The sequence below is a fragment of the Halalkaliarchaeum desulfuricum genome, assembly GCF_002952775.1.
Lineage (GTDB): Archaea > Halobacteriota > Halobacteria > Halobacteriales > Haloferacaceae > Halalkaliarchaeum > Halalkaliarchaeum desulfuricum.
The window spans coordinates 72404-88677 of sequence record NZ_CP025066.1 but is presented as its reverse complement, the minus strand read 5'-3'; the positions used below and the strand labels follow the sequence as shown (position 1 = coordinate 88677).

The window sequence follows — 16274 nt, the reverse complement described above, 5'->3', positions numbered from 1 at the left end:
TACGGCGAACGCGGTTCCGGCAGCTACCGATCCCACTCGTAGTGTACCGCCGGCGGCTCGGCCATCGCCTCGACGGCCTCGCGCCACTCGGTCTGACTGATCGAATACGCGATCTGATCGTGGACGCTCCCGTCGGCGAATTTGATCGCGTTTCGGAACCTCCCCTCCCGCCGACCGTCGAAGCGGTCGACGTATTGTTCGACGGCGTTACGGGAGTTTTCGTTGTCGGGGTGGTGGGTCACACGGACGACCTCCAGATCCAACTGTCCGAGTGCCAGATCCAAAAGCGCCCCCGCCCGTTCCCCGGAGTAGCCGCGACCCCAGAAGCGTTTGCGGAGCCAGATCCCCATCTCCGCCCGTCTGTGGTCCCACTCGAATCTGAGTCCGGAAAAGCCGGCGAGGTCGCCGGCGCCAGGCTCGCCGTTCCGGGGCCGAATCGCATAGTCGGCGACGGTCCCCTTCTCGCAGCCGTCGACCCCGCCCTCCAGGAACTCGAGGGACTCCTTTGGATGGTCGTGTGGCTCCCAGGTGACGTGCTCGGTGACTTCTTCGATCGCGTCGCCGTCCGAACAGTACTCGTACAGTTCGAGATAGTCGACGTTCTCCGGGATCCGCGGTTCGAGCAGGAGGCGCTCGGTTTCGATTCGGTCGGGGAACATACATCGCGGTTTCGTTCGAGTATAAAAAGGATTGCTGCGGTGTGTGACACGTTTTCGGGGAAACACGGACCGGCGTCGCCCGGAGCGATCGGCTCTATCGACTGATTCAAGTACATTTGTACAAACGACAGTGTAATGGAGAGCCGACACACGCCATGAACGGAACCACACCATGAACGGAACCACGCCATGAACGGAATCGTGATCGGCGGGACGCGCTCGGGGGTCGGAAAGACCGTCGCGACGCTTTCGGTGATCCGGGCGCTGACAGACGCCGGCTGTGCGGTTCAACCCGCGAAGGCCGGCCCGGACTTCATCGACCCGAGTCATCACGAGCGCGTGGCCGGTCGTCCCTCCCGGACGCTCGACCTGTGGATGCAAGGGGAAGACGGGCTCCGACGAAACTACCACCGGGGCGAGGGGGACGTCTGCGTCGTCGAGGGCGTGATGGGGCTGTACGACGGCGACGTCTCCAGTACGGCCGCGGTTGCGGAGGCGCTGTCCCTCCCGGTCGTCCTCGTTGCAAACGCCAGCGCCGGCATGGAGAGCGTCGCTGCCACCGCGCTCGGTTTTCGGGAGTACGCCGACCGGATCGGCCTCGACGTCGACGTCGCCGGTGTCATCGCCCAGCGAGCCCACGGCGGCCGACACGAGCGAGGCATCCGCGAGGCGCTTCCGGACGAACTGACGTACTTCGGACGAATCCCGCCACAGGAGAACCTGGAGATTCCGGAGCGCCATCTCGGCTTGCACATGGGCGAGGAATCCCCGCTCCCGGAGGGGGCACTGGACGAGGCCGCCGAACACCTCGATGCGGACCGGCTCCTCGAACTCGCACGGGAGCCACCCCGGCCTGAAACAGTTCGGGAACCCTCTCCGTCCTCCGGAGACGGGCCCAGAGTCGCCGTCGCTCGCGACGCGGCGTTTCGGTTCGTCTATCCGGCCACGATCGAGCGGTTCCGCGACGCCGGCGAACTCGTCACGTTTCAGCCCGCCGCAGGCGACGACGTACCCGACTGTGACGGGGTGTATCTTCCCGGTGGCTACCCGGAACTCCATGCGGAGGCGCTTTCCGGGAGCCCGGCAGTCGCACAGCTCGCCGACCGGGCGGCCGACGGCCTCCCGGTTTTCGGGGAGTGTGGCGGCCTGATGGCACTTTCCGAGACGCTCACCACAGTCGAGGGGGACGAACACGACATGGCGGGGATCCTGCCGGCGGACGTCCGCATGCACGACCGGTATCGCGCGCTCGACCACGTCCAGCTGCGCGCCCGGAACGAAACGCTCACCGCGCCGACGGGTGGACGCCTCCGCGGTCACGAGTTTCACTACTCCAGTGCCGACGTCGCGGGCGACGCAAACTTCGTCTTCGAAGTCGAGCGAGGCGACGGCATCGCCGACGGCCTCGACGGGCTCACCGAACACCGGTCGCTGGGGACGTACGCCCACGTCCACCCCGAAAGCGGGGCGTTCGATTCGTTCCTCGATCGGCTGTAGGCGTTTCCGCGCGTCTTTTGAGCCCCGCACTCGAAACCCCCTGTACGTCCGCATGACTGACTGGACCGAAGCGTATCGTCCCCGCACGCTCTCGGAGGTTCGGGGCAACGACAAGGCCCGAGAGAAGCTCCGCGAGTGGGCGGAAAACTGGGACGACCACCGGGAGGCGGTCGTCCTGTACGGCAGCCCCGGCGTCGGAAAGACCTCGGCGGCGCACGCGCTCGCAAGCGACATGGGGTGGAAGACCGTCGAACTGAACGCCTCCGACCAGCGAACCGCCGACGTCATCGAGCGGTTCGCGGGACGGGCGGCGAAAAACGCCACGCTCGCGGGGAGTGCCGCCGGTGGGGGCGCACGCGGCGGCGACACCGCCTCGCGGCAGCTGGTGATCCTCGACGAGGCGGACAACATCCACGGCAACTACGATCGCGGGGGCGCACGGGCGATAACCCGGCTGGTGAAGGAGGCCGACCAGCCGATCGTATTGATCGCGAACGACTACTACGAGATGTCCCGGGGACTGCGCAACGCCTGCCGGGAAATCGAGTTCAGGGACGTCTCCCCCCGATCGATCGTGCCCGTGCTGCGGAACATCTGCCGGCAGGAGAACGTCGATTTCGAGTCGGAGGCGCTCCAGCGGATCGCCGAGCAAAACGCGGGCGACCTCCGCGGGGCCGTAAACGATCTCCAGGCGATCGCGGAGGGACGCGACCGGATCACCATCGAGGCGGTCGTCACGGGCGACCGGGATCGGACGATCGGAATCTTCCCGTTCCTCGACGCCGTATTGAAAGAGGAAACCCCCGAGGAGGCGCTCCAGTCGGGGTACGACGTCGACGAGACGCCCGACGATCTCGCCAAGTGGGTCGAGGGGAACGTCCTGAAGGCGTACGACACAGGCGAGGCCGCCCGCGCCTACGAGTTCCTCTCGAACGCCGACGTCTGGCTCGGCCGGGTTCGAGCGACCCAGGACTACTCGTACTGGCGGTACGTCACCGACAACGTCGCCGCCGGTGTCGCCGCCTCGCGCGACGGCACCAAAGGTGGGTGGACGCGGTGGGGACGCCCGCAGTTCTGGCGCTCCTCGGACGCGACCGCCGAGGAGGTCGTTCGGAAGATCGCGGCCGCGAACGGTTCGAGCATGGCGACGGCCCGCCGCGAGATCCTGCCGTACCTCTCGGCGGTCACCCACCACTGCAAGCCGCGGGAGCTCACGGTCGCGATGGCGGCTGCCTACGAGTTCGAGGAGAAACACGTCTCTTTCGTCACCGGTTCGGGCGAGTCGACCAACAAGGTCCAGTCGATCGTCGAGGACGCCGAGAGCCTGCGCGAAGAGCGGATAGCGGATCACGCCGGGGGCGCGTTCGAACCCCGCCGGGAGGTCGACGACACCGAGTCCGACGTCGACGACACCGAGTCAGACATCGGGTCCGACGGCGAATCCGACGCGGATCCCGGCGATGGCGACCCCGGCGATGGCGTCCCCGGCGATGGCGACCCCAGTGAGGATAAAAACCGCGAGGCAGAGACCGGTGACGGCGAAAATACGGACGGCGAGGACGACGGACAGTTGAGTTTCGGCGACTTCACCTGACGACCGTTGCAGCAGTCAGACGATCTGTTCGCCGTCGTCGTCGAACACAGAGATGGCGTCGACGGGACACACCCGTGCGGAAAATTCCGCCTCGAACTCCTCGCCGTCGGGAACCTCGAGAACGAACACCCCATCTTTTGTTTCCTCGGCGCCGGGAAGGTCGGCCTTTCCGTCGTCGACGTTCTCTTCGAACCCGTCCCACTCGTCGACACACTGGAACATCCCGATGCAGGTGTTCCGATCGAACTCGATGCGCATTGTGACAGGTGAACTCCGCCCCCCAGCAAGTTAGTTTCGTCGGCACAGCCGACCGGACGCCGGCTACCGTGGTTCGACTCGCCAGGTCGTCGCGCTCGTGTAGGACCACCGTTCGATCGTCAGATCGGGGACGGCTCCCTCCAGTTGCACCATCAACGCGCCGATTTCCTTCGCTGAGAGGTCGACGTCGTCGGCGATGAATTTGCTCTTGAAGTAGAGCTCCCCGTCCGCGTCGGCGGCCTTCTTTCGGAGATGACTCACGAGTCTGCGGGCTTTCGGAGAGTCGGGGAGCGCTCCGGACGTAGAGGAGTGGGCGCTCATCGGGACTCACCTGCCCCAGGGGACCTGTTGCGGGCCCGCTCGTGGCCCACCAGGATGCAGGCGACGTGCAACACGAGCAGGAGCAAAAACAGGTCGACCCGCTGTCCGGCGACGGATTCGTGCAACACGGGGACGTACGCCAGCGGAAGCAGGATAGCGCCCCAGAACGCGAGGACGCGGACTGTTTCGCCGAGGCGGCTGACTGCGCTTTCTGCCATCGTCCCCGCGGTTCCGGGGACGGGGAATCGGTCAGTGGAGGGTTGTGTGCTGCCGGACATTGGAGTTCACCTTCGTCACTGGATACACGGTCCCACACTCCCATATAAGCCCCAGAGCGTTGTCGTGGATTCGCCCGATTTGTCGTCGATCGAACTCGTTTTCACGACTGTTTCAGACCCACGCTACGTTTTAGTTAACTTTCCCAACCGTTTATCGCTGTTTCAGAAACGCTTAGAAGTTTTATCCGTATTTTTGAGGCTGTTTCTTCTGCATCAGTATAACTACGAACGGACCACATGTTTCGGTGACTGTTCCGGACGCCGATCGACGAACCGACCGAAATAGCGCGATGTCCGTTTTCTCGCGCGCCGGAGCCACCGCTCACTCGAAGGCCGGAATACCGGTGAGACGGCGAACGGGGAGCGGAGCGACCCGTGAGCGAAGCGAGAATCTCGTCCCCGAGGCCCTCGTTAAAAAAGGTCGGTCGTCAGGCGTAATAGTACTCGCCGTCCCGCTTTTGCTGTCGATCCTTCTGCGAGCCGGGTTTGTTGATCCGCGGCCGACTCGTGCGTTCGTCGCGCCGGAACGTGACCTCCAGGTCCGAAAGGAAGTCGTTCATGCCCGCACGCATCTCCTGGGGCCTGGAGGCGTGTCCCCGAACCGCGGGTTCGCCGTCGAACACCATCAGCCGGTCGGAGAGCAGATCGATCATGTAGATGTCGTGGTCGATCACCATCACCGTCGCGTCGTGGTTCTCGGCGTACCGTCGGATCGCCGTCGTCGCCTGCACCCGCTGATCGACGTCGAGGTGTGCCGACGGCTCGTCCAACAGGTAGAGATCCGCCTCCTCCGAGAGACACGCCGCGATCGCCACCCGCTGGCGCTCCCCGCCCGAGAGGTCGGTGAGGTTCTGCTCCATAATCCGCTCGAGCTGGAGCGGCTGGGCGACCTCGGTGTTCCAGAAGGAGGTGCCGAAGTCGTCCGTGATCGACGAGAGGAACGCGTCGACCCGCATCGGCTGGTCGATCTCGACGTACTGCGGCTTGTAGGCGATGTCGAGCCGGAAGTCGAGATCACCCTCGTCGGGCTCGAGCCGCCCGGCGAACAGCTTCGCCAGCGTCGATTTCCCGATCCCGTTCGGGCCGACGATGCCCAGCACCTCCGACTCGTAGACGGTCCCGCCCTCGACGGTCAGTTCGAACTCGCCCTCGCCGTAGGACTTGTACAGGTCGGGGTAGTCGACGAGCGGGTTCCCGGTCGACGACGTCCGCGGAGCGTGCTCCTCGAACTCGATCCGGGAGGGACGGATCCGCATGTTCTCGTTTTCGAGGTAGCCTTTCAGGTACTCGTTGATCCCGTTTCGCACTGATTTGGGATCGGTGATGACGCCGAACGCCCCCGGCTGTCCGTACGCGACGTGCAGCGAGTCGGTCAACAGATCGAGAATGGCCAGGTCGTGTTCGACCACCAGCATCGATCGATTTTCGTCTTCGGCGAGTTCCTTGATCAGCCGGGCGACGGTCATCCGCTGGCTGATGTCGAGATACGGCGTGATCTCGTCGAGGAAGTAAAAGTCCGCCTCGCGGGCCAGCGCCGCCGCGATCGCCACCCGCTGGAGTTCGCCGCCGGAGATCGATTCGATCGGCTGCTCCATTACGGGATCGATTCCGAGCCGATCGACGATCCGATCGAGGTCGCCACGCTCGTCGGTCCGCTCGAGCAGTTCGCGGGTCCGCCCCGAGAACTGATCGGGGATGCGGTCGACGTACTGCGGCTTCCGCGAGACCGTGACGTCGCCGGCGATGAGCCGTTTCAGGTAGTTCTGCAGCTCCGTCCCCCGATATCGATCGAGAACGCGGTCCCAATCGGCGTCGGCCGCGTGATCGCCGAGGTTCGGGACGAGTTCGCCAGCCAGCGCGTGGACCGCAGTCGACTTCCCGATCCCGTTCGGACCGAGGATTCCGGTCACCCGGCCCGGTTCGGGCAGCGGCAGCCCGTACAGCGCGAACGCGTTTTCGCCGTATCGGTGGACCGGATCGTCCGAGAGCTCGGCGGGGAGGTTGCGGATCTCGATCGCGTCGAACGGGCACTTTTGAACGCAGATGCCACAGGTTTCGCCCAGACAGATCTCCTCGGAAATGCGGATCTGGTCGGGATCGCCCGCTTCGGTGTCCTCGCCGCGGAGCGTGATACACTCCTTTCCGGTGCGGTTCGGCGGGCAGTAGTTTGCACACTCGTAGTTACACCGGTCCGGCTGACAGCGATCCAGGTCCACGACCGCGATGCTGTCGTCGGCCATACTACAGCGTCACTTCCGAGGTGAGAAGCACGGTGTACGTGATGAACCACAGCGTGAAGGTCATGAACGTGACGTAGAGGTTGTCCTTCACGCCGAACTCCGATATGTCGATCCCGATGAGCTTGAGTACCGGGAACTGGATCAACACGAACCCCGCCATCACGACGACTGCGTACGTGTTCTGTGCGGCGTCCGGCGTTGTACCGAACAGGTACGCGGCGACGATCGCGGACGCGATGCCCGCCAGACACGCGACCGTCGTGACCGTCACCCCCCGCGTGTGGTCGGAGTACCTGGACGACGTCTCGGTTGCCATACTGGTGAGTGCGGTAGCCGCCGGGAAAAGCCGTTCGTTTAGTCCGCGTCGGCCCTGCAGGCGTCGTTTTCGGCGTCCTCACCGGTGAACTCCGCGGCGGCCCCGTTCAGCTGATAGAGGTTCTGCCGAGCGTCCGCGAAGTAGACGTCTTCGTCGACGACGCCGATGTCTTCGAGCCGCTCCAGCGCGTACCGTACCGTCCGGGCAGAGAGCATCGATTCTTCGACGATCCCTTTCTGTGTCAACGAGCCGTTGTACTCGAGCACCTTGAACACGAGTTTGGCGCTCGGGGGAAGATCCTCGAGATCCTCCGAGTCGGTTCCAGCCATCATTACGAATCGAAACAGTGCTGAGGCATAAACCTTGCTCGGAATGAACAGTAGACTGACACACCGCGGCCGACTGTCGCAATCTTTTCCCCGGCCGCAGACAACGGATAGCCATGCGCATCGCCGTGGAAACCGATCGAGCCGCGTTCCGCGCGACGGCCGCAGCGGCCCCACCCGGCGCACGGGTTCCGGTGGAGCTTCGAGTGACCGTTCCGGATCCCTACGGGGCGTACCGACGCGCTCGCGACGGCCCGGGAGGGATCTATCTCGAGACGACCGGCGGTCAGTCCGGCTGGGGCTACTTCGGCGTCGATCCGGCCGAACGGCTGACTGTCAGTCCCGACGCCGTCGTCGCGGATCCCGATCTCGCTGCGGACGCCGAAGCCGGGACGTACGCCGACTACCGTCGACCGTCTCCGACGCTGTCGGCGCTGTCGGGCGTTCTCGACGCCGGTGACCTCGCCCGGGGGGGCTGTTCGGTGCCGTACCCCTGCGGCGTCGTCGGCTGGCTCTCGTACGACGTCGCCCGCGAACTGGAAACGCTGCCCGAGGAAACCGACAACGAGCGGGAGCTCCCCCGGCTCCAGGCCGCGCTGTTCGACCGACTGGCCGCCTGGAAGGAACCCCACGAGGGAGACGTCACGCTCCACGTCACGGCGTGTCCGACGGTCGGAGGGTCCGCTGATTCCGCTCCCGCTGATTCCGCTCCCGCCGATTCCGAGGAGGACCTCGACGCCGTCTACGACGCGGCGGTCGAACGCGCCCGCGACCTGGCCGAACGGGCGCTCGATGGCGATCCCGACGTCGGGCCCGCACCGGTCGACGCGACCGAGGCCAGGTTCGAGAGCGACTGTGGGCCGGCGGCGTTCGCCGACCGTGTCCGGCAGGTCAAAGCGTACATCCGCGACGGCGACACGTTCCAGGCCAACATCTCCCAGCGGCTGGTTGCCCCGGCGGCAGTGCACCCCGTCGAGGCGTACGACGCCCTCCGGGAGGTGAACCCCGCCCCGTACTCCGGGCTGCTGGAGTTCGCCCGCGATCGGGGGAGAGGAGAGAACGGAAACACGGGGCGGGACGACGGGCCCGGCGAGACGCTCGGCGTCGACCTCGTGAGCGCCTCCCCGGAGCTGCTTTTGCACCGCGACGGCCGCCGGCTGGTCACCGAACCGATCGCGGGCACCCGTCCCCGGGGTGAGACGCTCGCGGAGGACGCCGACTTCGAGCGGGACCTCCTCGTCGACGAGAAGGAGCGCGCCGAACACGCGATGCTCGTCGATCTCGAGCGCAACGACCTCGGGAAGGTCTGCGAGTACGGCACCGTGGAAGTGTCCGAGTACCGCAGAGTCGATCGCTACTCCGAAGTGATGCATCTGGTGTCGTTGGTAGACGGAACTGCCCGCCCGGACGTCGGTCTCGCCGACGCGCTCGGCGCGACGTTTCCCGGGGGGACGATCACCGGTGCCCCCAAACCCCGGACGATGGAGATCATCGACGAGGTGGAAAAGACCCGTCGCGGGCCGTACACCGGCTCGATGTTCGTCGCCGGCTTCGACGGGACCGCGACGAGCAACATCGTGATCCGGACGCTGACGCGGTGGCGCGACGAGTATCACCTCCGGGTCGGTGCGGGGATCGTCCACGATTCCGATCCCGACTTCGAGTACGAGGAGACGCTGGCGAAGGGACGCGCGCTCGTGACCGCGATCGACGAGGCGCTCGCAGCCGGCCGGATGCGCGTCGACGAACCGGAGGTGAGCGATGACTGAACCGAACGCCGTCGAGTCCACGCCCGAACGGGACGGGACCGTTCCCGCCGCAGCCCGCGGGGAGCCGACGGAGACGATAAACGAAGACGCGTATCTTCCGGAACCGGACGAACGCGACGTGGACGCGACGGTGCTCGTCGTCGACAACTACGACTCGTTCGCGTACAACCTGGTCCAGTACGTCGGCGAACTCGCAGCGGAAGTGATCGTCGTTCGAAACGACGCAGTCGACGTCGAGGAGGTCCGCGACCTCGACCCCGACGGCGTCGTCGTCTCACCGGGGCCGGGAACGCCGGCGGCGGCAGGCATCTCGATCCCGCTTTTCGACGCGCTCGACCGTCCGATCTTCGGCGTCTGTCTCGGTCACCAGGCGATGTGTGCCTCTCACGGCTCACCCGTGGGACACGCGCCAGACGTCGTCCACGGGAAACCCTCGACGGTGACACACGACGGGGAGGGGCTGTTCGGCGGCCTCCCCGAACGGTTCGAGGTCGGGCGGTACCACTCGCTGTGCGTCGAGCGGACCGACCTCCCCGACGAGCTCGTGGAGACGGCCCGGACCGACGACGAACGGGAGGTCGTCATGGGCGTTCGACACGAGACGCGCCCCCACGTCGGGGTGCAGTTCCATCCCGAAAGCATTCTCACCGAGGGGGGCAAACGGATGATCTGGAACTTCCTGAAACTGTGCGAGAGGTGGGAGAATGAGTGACAACGGCAACTCGAAAACGCGAACGGACGGCGAGGCGGAACCGCTCACCTACCACGTCGACGGCGAACTCGTCCCCGCCGACGAGGCGTCGGTCGCGGTGAACGATCGAGGGTTCATGTACGGCGACGCGGCGTTCGAGACGCTTCGCGCCTACGGGGGCGACCTCTTCAGGTGGGGAGATCACGCGGAACGCCTCGCAAACACCTGCGAGACGCTGAAACTGGATCACGGCCTCGAAGACGCGGACCTGCGCGCATGGATCGACGAGACGCTCGCAGCAAACGACCTCGAGGAGGCGTACGTCCGGCTGTCGATCACCAGGGGCGTCCAGCCGGGGAAGCTGACGCCGGATCCGGAGGTCGATCCGACGGTCATCGTCATCGCGAAGCCGCTGCCCCGCGGAGGCCGACCGGACCGGGGCGGAGAGCCGCGGTGGGACGGACCAGCATCCCTCCGAACCGTCGACGTCAGGCGACCCCCCGAGAACGTGATGCCCTCACATCTGAAGACACACAACTACCTCGGCGGGATCCTGGCCCGACTGGAACTTCGGGGAACCGACGCCGACGAGGCGCTCCTGTGTGACGTCGAGGGCAACGTCGCGGAGGGAACGACGAGCAACGTCTTCTTCGTCGACGACCAGGCGCTGCACACCCCGAGCCTCGATGGCCCGGTTCTGCCCGGCGTCACTCGGCAGGTGGTGATCGAGTTGGCCCGCGAGGAGGGGATCCCGGTCGACGAAGGGACGTTCTCACCGGCCGAGGTCCGCGAGGCCGACGAGGTGTTCATCACGAACACGACCGGGGAGGTCTGGCCCGTCGCGTCGGTCGACGGCGAGCCGGTCGGCCCGTCGGGAGGCGGCGGCCCGTTTTCGGAGGATTCACACGAACTCTACCCGGGCGGTCCGGTGACCCGGCTGCTCGCCCATCTGTTCGACGACCGGATCGAATCCGAATTCTACTGACAGGGGACACACAAGAGCCGTCCGACCGCGGCTGCCGGTCAGTTCTCGTCGAGCCACGCTTCGATCTCGTCGGCGAGCAGCCCCCGACGGATGATCTCGTTTCGGCCGGGATCGACGACTGTGCTTTCCCCGCCCGGCGTCTCCCCGCCGTCGACGATCGCGTCGACGGCCTCGCGTACGTCCGGATCGATCTCCTCGATCCGGCGGGCGCTGCCGGCGCCGCTCCGGTTCGCGCTGGTCGCGGTGAGCGGCGGTGTCTCCCGGAGCAATGCGAGCGCGACGGCGTGATCGGGCACCCGGATTCCAACCCGGGACATGCCGGCAGTGAGGACGTCCGGAACCCCCGCCGTCCGGGGGACGACAACTGTCACCGGCCCCGGGAGAAACCGGCACATGAACCGTTCCGTGCGGTCGTCGATTTCGGCGACTGTCGACGCGTCCTCGGCGGTCGGGACCGCAAGCGAGAGCGGTTCGGATCTGGGGCGCCGTTTGATCTCGAACACCCGTTCGACGGCGTCGGGATCGAGCGCGTCCGCCCCCAGGCCGTAGACGGTTTCGGTGGGATAAACGGCCGTCCCGCCCCCGGCGATCGCTCCAGCTGCCTCGCGAACGGCGGCGGCCGTCCCCTCGTCGAGGCGGGTGTCGTCCATGTCCGTCGGTTCGACGGACACTGAAAAAGCGTTGCGTTCGTTGCGTTCGTCGGACAGTTGCTATGTGTCGTTCGCGAGCTTGCCTTTCAGTTCGTCCGCAAACCGGTCGGCGAGCCGGGTGGGTTCTGGAAGCTTGTATCCCGCCGAAAGCGCCGCGACGAGCTCCCGGGCCGTCTCGGCGCTGGCGCGGTGACCGGGACTCACGTAAAGGGGGTTGATCCGCGGTTCGCCGTCGTACTGTCTGGACTGGTACGCGTACCCGATGACTGTCCCCTCGGGGGCAGTGACGTCGTCGTCGGCACCGACCCGAATGGGGGTCGACCAGCCCTCGGGCCGCCCGTCGGTCGGCTCGTCGGGAGTCCCGCACAGAAGCGACTTCGCGACGCCGACGGCGGGGCAGTCGAAGACGACGCCGACGTGGGTTGCGAGGCCCGCCTCCCGGAAGTGGATGCGACCGGAGCCGTCGAACACGAGCAGATCGGGCTCGACGGCGAGTGTGGCGAGCGCGTCGACGATCGGACCACCCTCGCGAAACGCCAGCAGTCCGGGGACGTACGGGATCGGCGGTTCCGAGACCGCGTGGGCCCACCCGACGACGTCGCGGCCCTGGAGCAGCACGACGGCGCTTATCGCGCGGTCGTCGATGAACGCCTGGTCGACGCCCGCGACGACTGGGGGGCCGCCCGGATCTACGTCCGCGAACGCGTCGCCGTTCGAGGCGAGTGTGTCCCCCTCCAGAGTGAGTGAGTCCCCCTTCGAGAACGACGCAAGCGTGTGATCCCCCGATCGATTCGGTCCCCGGGACTGAACAGGCTCAACGAGCGCGACCTCCGCCGGGGAAAACGACAGATCGTCTTCGAAGACTGCGGCCGCCGTCAGTTCCCGCTGGAGGGCGAGCATCTCCTCCCGATCGAGGCCGGGTTCGGGGACGAACTGGGGACGAACAGGTTTCACAAGTCCATCCTCAGAACCGACCGGGTCCGCCCGGTCCACCTGGGCCTCCCGATCCCCCCGAACCGCCCCCGCCGCCGAACTGGAGCCGGTTGGGGGCGCGGAGTTCGTCCTTCAAATACTGTCCGTACGCGAGGCCGACCACCAGCCCGCCGAGGTGCGCGAAGTGGGCGACGTTGTCGTCGAGTGCACCGAGCCCGGCGAAGATGCTAAACGCCGCGAAGCCGACGGTGAGCAGCCACAGCGGCATCGGGAGGACGAAGTAGAGATACACCTTCAGTTTCGGGTTCAGCACCGTGAGTACGCCCATTACAGCCATGATCGCCCCGGAGGCACCGACGACGCCCACGACCGGATCCCCGAGCAGGAACCCGCTCCCGATCTGGGCCGCGCTCGCGATGATCCCCGCGCCGAGGAACAGCCCGACGTATCGTCGGGTGCCGAGTTGGCGCTCGACCGGCGGGCCGAAGAAGTACAACACGATGCTGTTTATGGCGATGTGTCCGAACCCGCCGTGAGCGAAGATGGAGGTGATCCACGTCCAGACGTACTCCAGGTTCGCCGAGCGGAGCACGAACAGGCTCTCCGAGACCGCCCCCCCGAAGAGGAGCGCGACCAGGAACTGCAGGAAAAACGTCACCCACATCAATCCCAGGAACACGAACGTCATGTTCCCGCGGAAGTAACTCACCAGCCCGCCGGTCGACGTCTCCCGTTCGACGCGCCGTTTCACCCGCGTCCCGAACCCCGAACCGCCGCCCGAGGACGGTCCGCCACGGTCCTGGACGCTGTCGTCGAATCCCGAGTCGAAAACGCCGCCGGGATCGTTCCACTCGTCGAGCCCTGGACAGTCGTGGTTCTCCGGGAGCCGATGGTTCGCACAGAACGTCCGCCCACACCGATGACACTGGTACGGCAGGTTCTCGTACTCCCCGCACTCGTCACAGGTGGCCATCACCCAAGATTACGCGGTCACACTAAAATGGATTCCCCTCTCGACGCCGCCGGTAGTCACGGCTGTAAGCCGCGTTCGGGCCGCTCACGCACTGTCGCGGTTCCCGTTTCCGTCGTCAACGAGGTGCTGAGCCTCCTCGGGGTCGAAATTGGTCGGCACGACGGTCGGGTGGTCGATACCGACGCGGGAGGTAGTGGTAGCCATCTCGATAACAGGTACGCTCTCCACACCCTAAAAATTACCCATGCGCATAACACATGCGTCGCAGTCGTCCGATAACTGAACCGCATGCAGAAAACTCGCGGTTATTTCATATGTGGCTCGGATGTGTACATCGAATACGCCACGCCGGGCGGCGACTACCCGAACCGCTCTTCGTACAGTTCCTGTGCGTGCTCGATCGCATCGAGGGCGGCCTCGCGGTCCTCCCAGCCGAGCGTCTCGACCTCCTTGCCCTCCTCGAGGTTCTTGTAGGTCGCGAAGAACTCGTCGATCTCGTCGACCGTCTGCTGGGGAATGTCTTCGAGATCCTGGAGGTGGTCGAACCGCGGATCCTCGCTGGGGACCGCGATCACCTTGTCGTCCTGCTCGCCGTCGTCGTCCATCTTCATCAGTGCGATGGGACGGGCCTCGATGACACAGCCGGGGAAGGTCTGATCCTCGACGAGTACGAGTACGTCAAACGGGTCCTCGTCGTCGTAGTACGACTGCGGGATGAAGCCGTAATCGGAGGGGTAGTGGACGTTCGAGTGGAGCACCCGGTCGAGGACGACACCGGGGATGTCCTTGTCGTACTCGTACTTGTTCCGTTCGCCTTTCAGACACTCGACGACAGCGTAGATCGTTTCCGGCGGGTTCGGTCCCGTCTCGAGGTCTTTCCAGAGGTTCGTCATGCACGCTACGCTTCCGTCAACGGGAGCAAAGTCCTTTCGACACGCGGGGCCTGTCGGGAAGCCGTTTCAGATCGAAAAACGGTGGGACCGACAGCGGTCGGATCGAAAACGGATGTTTTTTCCAATGATAATTCTCTACGATCCGTTGCTTTCGACGGTATTCAGCATCCACAGTGCAGGAATATAATAATAAACTACTATAAACTTACTCCCAGTTACTAAACGTTAAATATGCGGATGTCCTTCGGTCGGGTATGTCAGAGGCACAAACAGTTGAGGACGAAGTAGGCGTGGTGCGTGACCTCACGGCGTTCCAGCAGAACATACTGACCATCCTGGCGAAGGAACCGATGTACGGGCTCGCGATCAAGCGGGAACTCGAGGCATACTACGGGACGGAAGTCAACCACGGGCGGCTGTACCCCAACCTCGACGACCTCGTCGAACTCGGCCTGATCGAAAAGAGCGAACTCGACAAACGAACCAACCAGTACGAGCTCACCCGTGCGGGGCAGGACGCCGTGTTGAGCCAGCTCGAGTGGGTCTTCGAGAAGTTCGTCACCGACGAGGAGCGCGCCGGGGAGATCGAAGCGCTCGTCGACGAACAGCTGTAGTTTCAGGCACGAACGACGTCGACGCCGGCCGCTTCGGGCACGGCCGGTTCGGGACAACGACTCGCTACGAACTCACTCCAATTCCTCCGAGAGCTGTGTCCCCGGAGGAAGCGACCCGTCGGCGGCCTCGAACACGTACGAAAGCGACTGGGCGATCCGATCGCGCTGTTCGTCGCTCGGCCAGGCGTTTCTGGGGAAGTATTCCTCTCTGAACTCCGCGATCTCGTCTGCCGTCGCCCGATCGACCCGCTTGACGTAGTGGTTCCCCATGAAGTCGGCGAACGCGCGGGCGTTCGCCCCGTGGACGGCGCCGTACTGGTCGGCCACCGCTTCGACGATCTCGGCGTTGTGTGTCTCCACCTCGTCGTAGCGATCGGGATCTCCCGGTCCGGAAAGCGTTATTTCGCTGGCCCGATCCGGATCCTCGATCCGGTCCAGTTGGGCGGTGCCGTCCGCCATCCACTCGCTCGGGTAACAGACGAGCGTGTCGTCACTCTCGCGATATCGCGGCGCGAACCCGTACTCCTGGAGGAGTCGATCTCGTTCACGACGGTAGAGGGCGGCCTCGTCGTCGTCGGACGCCCGTCTGGCGAGGCGAGTGAGCCGTTCTACCTCGTCGACGGTCGCCTCGGGAAGTTTCTCGGCCGAGCCTCCGTCGTTTCCGTTCGATTCCGCGTCAGTCATCGAGCGCCTCGTTCGCCAGTTCGTCGGCGCGGTCGTTTATTTCACGTGGAACGTGTGCGATCGACCACCGATCGAACGACGACAGGAGTTCGCGAACCCTGACCCGAAGTTCGCGCAGCCTCGGATCGTTCGCGTCCCACTCCCCCCGGACCTGTTTGACGATGAGTTCGGAATCCCCGCGGACGTCGACCTCGTCGAACCCGTAGTCCCGGGCCGCCTCGAGCGCCCTGATGAGGGCGCGATACTCCGCCTGGTTGTTGGTCGCCTCGCCGATCCGCTCGCCGCCCTCGGCGACGATGCCGTCGCTCGTGACCAGTACCCACCCGACCGCCGCCGGACCCGGATTCCCCCGGCTCGCGCCGTCGAAGTAGACGTGTGCCCGGCCACCTCCCTCCTCGAGCAGGAGGGTGAGATCCGTCGGCGAGGCGCCCTGGACGACGATCTTGTCGGCGTACGCGACCGCGACGGCGCCCCCCCGCTCGGCGCGCCACTCCTCGTGGTCGGTGTTGCCCGGCGATACGTCGACGCCGGCCGCCTCGAGACGCTCGCGGGCGGCGGCCGGATCAGCCTCGATAACCGGCATATCTGCCGTC

The 16274-nt window shown here is 65.5% G+C and carries 19 protein-coding genes; 6 read left to right on the top strand and 13 right to left on the bottom strand.

Going from position 1 to position 16274, the window contains the following annotated elements; translation table 11 throughout:
* Positions 1-23: 23 nt before the first annotated feature.
* Positions 24-659, bottom strand: a complete 636-nt coding sequence (locus AArcSl_RS00440; RefSeq protein WP_119813664.1) for a GNAT family N-acetyltransferase — start codon at positions 657-659, stop codon at positions 24-26.
* A gap of 189 nt (positions 660-848) precedes the next feature.
* Between AArcSl_RS00440 and AArcSl_RS00435 the strand changes: the two genes are divergently transcribed.
* Both AArcSl_RS00435 and AArcSl_RS00430 read left to right on the top strand, forming a co-directional pair.
* On the top strand, positions 849-2156 hold the full coding sequence (locus tag AArcSl_RS00435; RefSeq protein WP_119813662.1) for a cobyrinic acid a,c-diamide synthase: 1308 nt from the start codon (positions 849-851) through the stop codon (positions 2154-2156).
* Positions 2157-2208: 52 nt separating this feature from the next.
* Complete coding sequence (locus AArcSl_RS00430; protein WP_119813660.1) at positions 2209-3750, top strand: replication factor C large subunit; 1542 nt, start codon at positions 2209-2211, stop codon at positions 3748-3750.
* Positions 3751-3765: 15 nt separating this feature from the next.
* Here the strand turns inward: AArcSl_RS00430 and AArcSl_RS00425 are convergent, their stop codons facing one another.
* The 6 genes from AArcSl_RS00425 to AArcSl_RS00400 form a co-directional block, all read right to left on the bottom strand.
* Positions 3766-4008 carry a ferredoxin gene (locus tag AArcSl_RS00425; protein ID WP_119813658.1) on the bottom strand — a complete coding sequence of 81 codons (243 nt, stop codon included), beginning with the start codon at positions 4006-4008 and terminating at the stop codon, positions 3766-3768.
* Between the two features lie 63 nt (positions 4009-4071).
* Positions 4072-4329: a DUF7123 family protein gene (locus tag AArcSl_RS00420; RefSeq protein ID WP_119813656.1), complete on the bottom strand. Its 258-nt coding sequence runs from the start codon at positions 4327-4329 to the stop codon at positions 4072-4074.
* Complete coding sequence (locus tag AArcSl_RS00415) at positions 4326-4607, bottom strand: hypothetical protein (protein WP_133412108.1); 282 nt, start codon at positions 4605-4607, stop codon at positions 4326-4328. The genes AArcSl_RS00420 and AArcSl_RS00415 overlap by 4 nt, the downstream gene beginning before the upstream one ends.
* Positions 4608-5035: 428 nt before the next feature.
* Positions 5036-6847 carry a ribosome biogenesis/translation initiation ATPase RLI gene (locus tag AArcSl_RS00410; protein WP_119813652.1) on the bottom strand — a complete coding sequence of 604 codons (1812 nt, stop codon included), beginning with the start codon at positions 6845-6847 and terminating at the stop codon, positions 5036-5038.
* Position 6848: 1 nt separating this feature from the next.
* Positions 6849-7163, bottom strand: a complete 315-nt coding sequence (locus AArcSl_RS00405) for an EMC6-like membrane protein (RefSeq protein WP_119813650.1) — start codon at positions 7161-7163, stop codon at positions 6849-6851.
* A gap of 38 nt (positions 7164-7201) precedes the next feature.
* Positions 7202-7492: a winged helix-turn-helix domain-containing protein gene (locus tag AArcSl_RS00400; protein WP_119821614.1), complete on the bottom strand. Its 291-nt coding sequence runs from the start codon at positions 7490-7492 to the stop codon at positions 7202-7204.
* A gap of 113 nt (positions 7493-7605) precedes the next feature.
* On the opposite strand from AArcSl_RS00400, the gene AArcSl_RS00395 reads away from it, so the two are divergent.
* From AArcSl_RS00395 to AArcSl_RS00385, 3 genes are read left to right on the top strand one after another with little or no spacing between them, the layout of a single operon-like run.
* Positions 7606-9258, top strand: coding sequence for an anthranilate synthase component I family protein (locus tag AArcSl_RS00395; protein ID WP_119813648.1), 1653 nt, complete (start codon positions 7606-7608; stop codon positions 9256-9258).
* A complete protein-coding gene (locus AArcSl_RS00390) occupies positions 9251-9970 on the top strand; it encodes an anthranilate synthase component II (RefSeq protein WP_119813646.1) in 720 nt (239 codons plus the stop codon). The genes AArcSl_RS00395 and AArcSl_RS00390 overlap by 8 nt, the downstream gene beginning before the upstream one ends.
* Complete coding sequence (locus AArcSl_RS00385; RefSeq protein WP_119813644.1) at positions 9963-10934, top strand: aminotransferase class IV; 972 nt, start codon at positions 9963-9965, stop codon at positions 10932-10934. The genes AArcSl_RS00390 and AArcSl_RS00385 overlap by 8 nt, the downstream gene beginning before the upstream one ends.
* Before the next feature lie 38 nt (positions 10935-10972).
* Here the strand turns inward: AArcSl_RS00385 and AArcSl_RS00380 are convergent, their stop codons facing one another.
* The 4 genes from AArcSl_RS00380 to AArcSl_RS00365 form a co-directional block, all read right to left on the bottom strand.
* A complete protein-coding gene (locus AArcSl_RS00380; RefSeq protein ID WP_119813642.1) occupies positions 10973-11584 on the bottom strand; it encodes an L-threonylcarbamoyladenylate synthase in 612 nt (203 codons plus the stop codon).
* 60 nt (positions 11585-11644) lie between these two features.
* Complete coding sequence (locus AArcSl_RS00375; RefSeq protein WP_119821612.1) at positions 11645-12538, bottom strand: endonuclease V; 894 nt, start codon at positions 12536-12538, stop codon at positions 11645-11647.
* Between the two features lie 10 nt (positions 12539-12548).
* Positions 12549-13490 carry a rhomboid family intramembrane serine protease gene (locus AArcSl_RS00370; RefSeq protein WP_119813640.1) on the bottom strand — a complete coding sequence of 314 codons (942 nt, stop codon included), beginning with the start codon at positions 13488-13490 and terminating at the stop codon, positions 12549-12551.
* Between the two features lie 359 nt (positions 13491-13849).
* On the bottom strand, positions 13850-14383 hold the full coding sequence (locus AArcSl_RS00365) for an inorganic diphosphatase (protein ID WP_119813638.1): 534 nt from the start codon (positions 14381-14383) through the stop codon (positions 13850-13852).
* Between the two features lie 254 nt (positions 14384-14637).
* Between AArcSl_RS00365 and AArcSl_RS00360 the strand changes: the two genes are divergently transcribed.
* Positions 14638-14997 (top strand): PadR family transcriptional regulator, encoded by a 360-nt coding sequence (locus tag AArcSl_RS00360; protein ID WP_119813636.1) that lies wholly within the window; start codon positions 14638-14640, stop codon positions 14995-14997.
* Between the two features lie 72 nt (positions 14998-15069).
* On the opposite strand, the gene AArcSl_RS00355 is transcribed toward AArcSl_RS00360, so the two are convergent.
* Both AArcSl_RS00355 and rnhA read right to left on the bottom strand, forming a co-directional pair.
* Entirely contained in the window at positions 15070-15681 is a 612-nt protein-coding gene (locus AArcSl_RS00355) for a DUF7108 family protein (protein WP_119813634.1), read from the bottom strand.
* The gene (rnhA, locus tag AArcSl_RS00350) at positions 15674-16264 is read right to left on the bottom strand and encodes a ribonuclease HI (protein ID WP_119813632.1); all 591 of its coding nucleotides are present in this window, start codon (positions 16262-16264) and stop codon (positions 15674-15676) included. Before rnhA ends, AArcSl_RS00355 begins: the two co-directional genes overlap by 8 nt.
* Positions 16265-16274 lie beyond the last annotated feature (10 nt).

Bases quoted from the DNA above. Each gene is read 5' to 3' on its own strand.
- AArcSl_RS00440 (WP_119813664.1), bottom strand. From the start codon at position 659: ATGTTCCCCGACCGAATCGAAACCGAGCGCCTCCTGCTCGAACCGCGG.
- AArcSl_RS00435 (WP_119813662.1), top strand. From the start codon at position 849: ATGAACGGAATCGTGATCGGCGGGACGCGCTCGGGGGTCGGAAAGACC.
- AArcSl_RS00430 (WP_119813660.1), top strand. From the start codon at position 2,209: ATGACTGACTGGACCGAAGCGTATCGTCCCCGCACGCTCTCGGAGGTT.
- AArcSl_RS00425 (WP_119813658.1), bottom strand. From the start codon at position 4,008: ATGCGCATCGAGTTCGATCGGAACACCTGCATCGGGATGTTCCAGTGT.
- AArcSl_RS00420 (WP_119813656.1), bottom strand. From the start codon at position 4,329: ATGAGCGCCCACTCCTCTACGTCCGGAGCGCTCCCCGACTCTCCGAAA.
- AArcSl_RS00415 (WP_133412108.1), bottom strand. From the start codon at position 4,607: ATGTCCGGCAGCACACAACCCTCCACTGACCGATTCCCCGTCCCCGGA.
- AArcSl_RS00410 (WP_119813652.1), bottom strand. From the start codon at position 6,847: ATGGCCGACGACAGCATCGCGGTCGTGGACCTGGATCGCTGTCAGCCG.
- AArcSl_RS00405 (WP_119813650.1), bottom strand. From the start codon at position 7,163: ATGGCAACCGAGACGTCGTCCAGGTACTCCGACCACACGCGGGGGGTG.
- AArcSl_RS00400 (WP_119821614.1), bottom strand. From the start codon at position 7,492: ATGGCTGGAACCGACTCGGAGGATCTCGAGGATCTTCCCCCGAGCGCC.
- AArcSl_RS00395 (WP_119813648.1), top strand. From the start codon at position 7,606: ATGCGCATCGCCGTGGAAACCGATCGAGCCGCGTTCCGCGCGACGGCC.
- AArcSl_RS00390 (WP_119813646.1), top strand. From the start codon at position 9,251: ATGACTGAACCGAACGCCGTCGAGTCCACGCCCGAACGGGACGGGACC.
- AArcSl_RS00385 (WP_119813644.1), top strand. From the start codon at position 9,963: ATGAGTGACAACGGCAACTCGAAAACGCGAACGGACGGCGAGGCGGAA.
- AArcSl_RS00380 (WP_119813642.1), bottom strand. From the start codon at position 11,584: ATGGACGACACCCGCCTCGACGAGGGGACGGCCGCCGCCGTTCGCGAG.
- AArcSl_RS00370 (WP_119813640.1), bottom strand. From the start codon at position 13,490: ATGGCCACCTGTGACGAGTGCGGGGAGTACGAGAACCTGCCGTACCAG.
- AArcSl_RS00365 (WP_119813638.1), bottom strand. From the start codon at position 14,383: ATGACGAACCTCTGGAAAGACCTCGAGACGGGACCGAACCCGCCGGAA.
- AArcSl_RS00360 (WP_119813636.1), top strand. From the start codon at position 14,638: ATGTCAGAGGCACAAACAGTTGAGGACGAAGTAGGCGTGGTGCGTGAC.
- AArcSl_RS00355 (WP_119813634.1), bottom strand. From the start codon at position 15,681: ATGACTGACGCGGAATCGAACGGAAACGACGGAGGCTCGGCCGAGAAA.
- rnhA (WP_119813632.1), bottom strand. From the start codon at position 16,264: ATGCCGGTTATCGAGGCTGATCCGGCCGCCGCCCGCGAGCGTCTCGAG.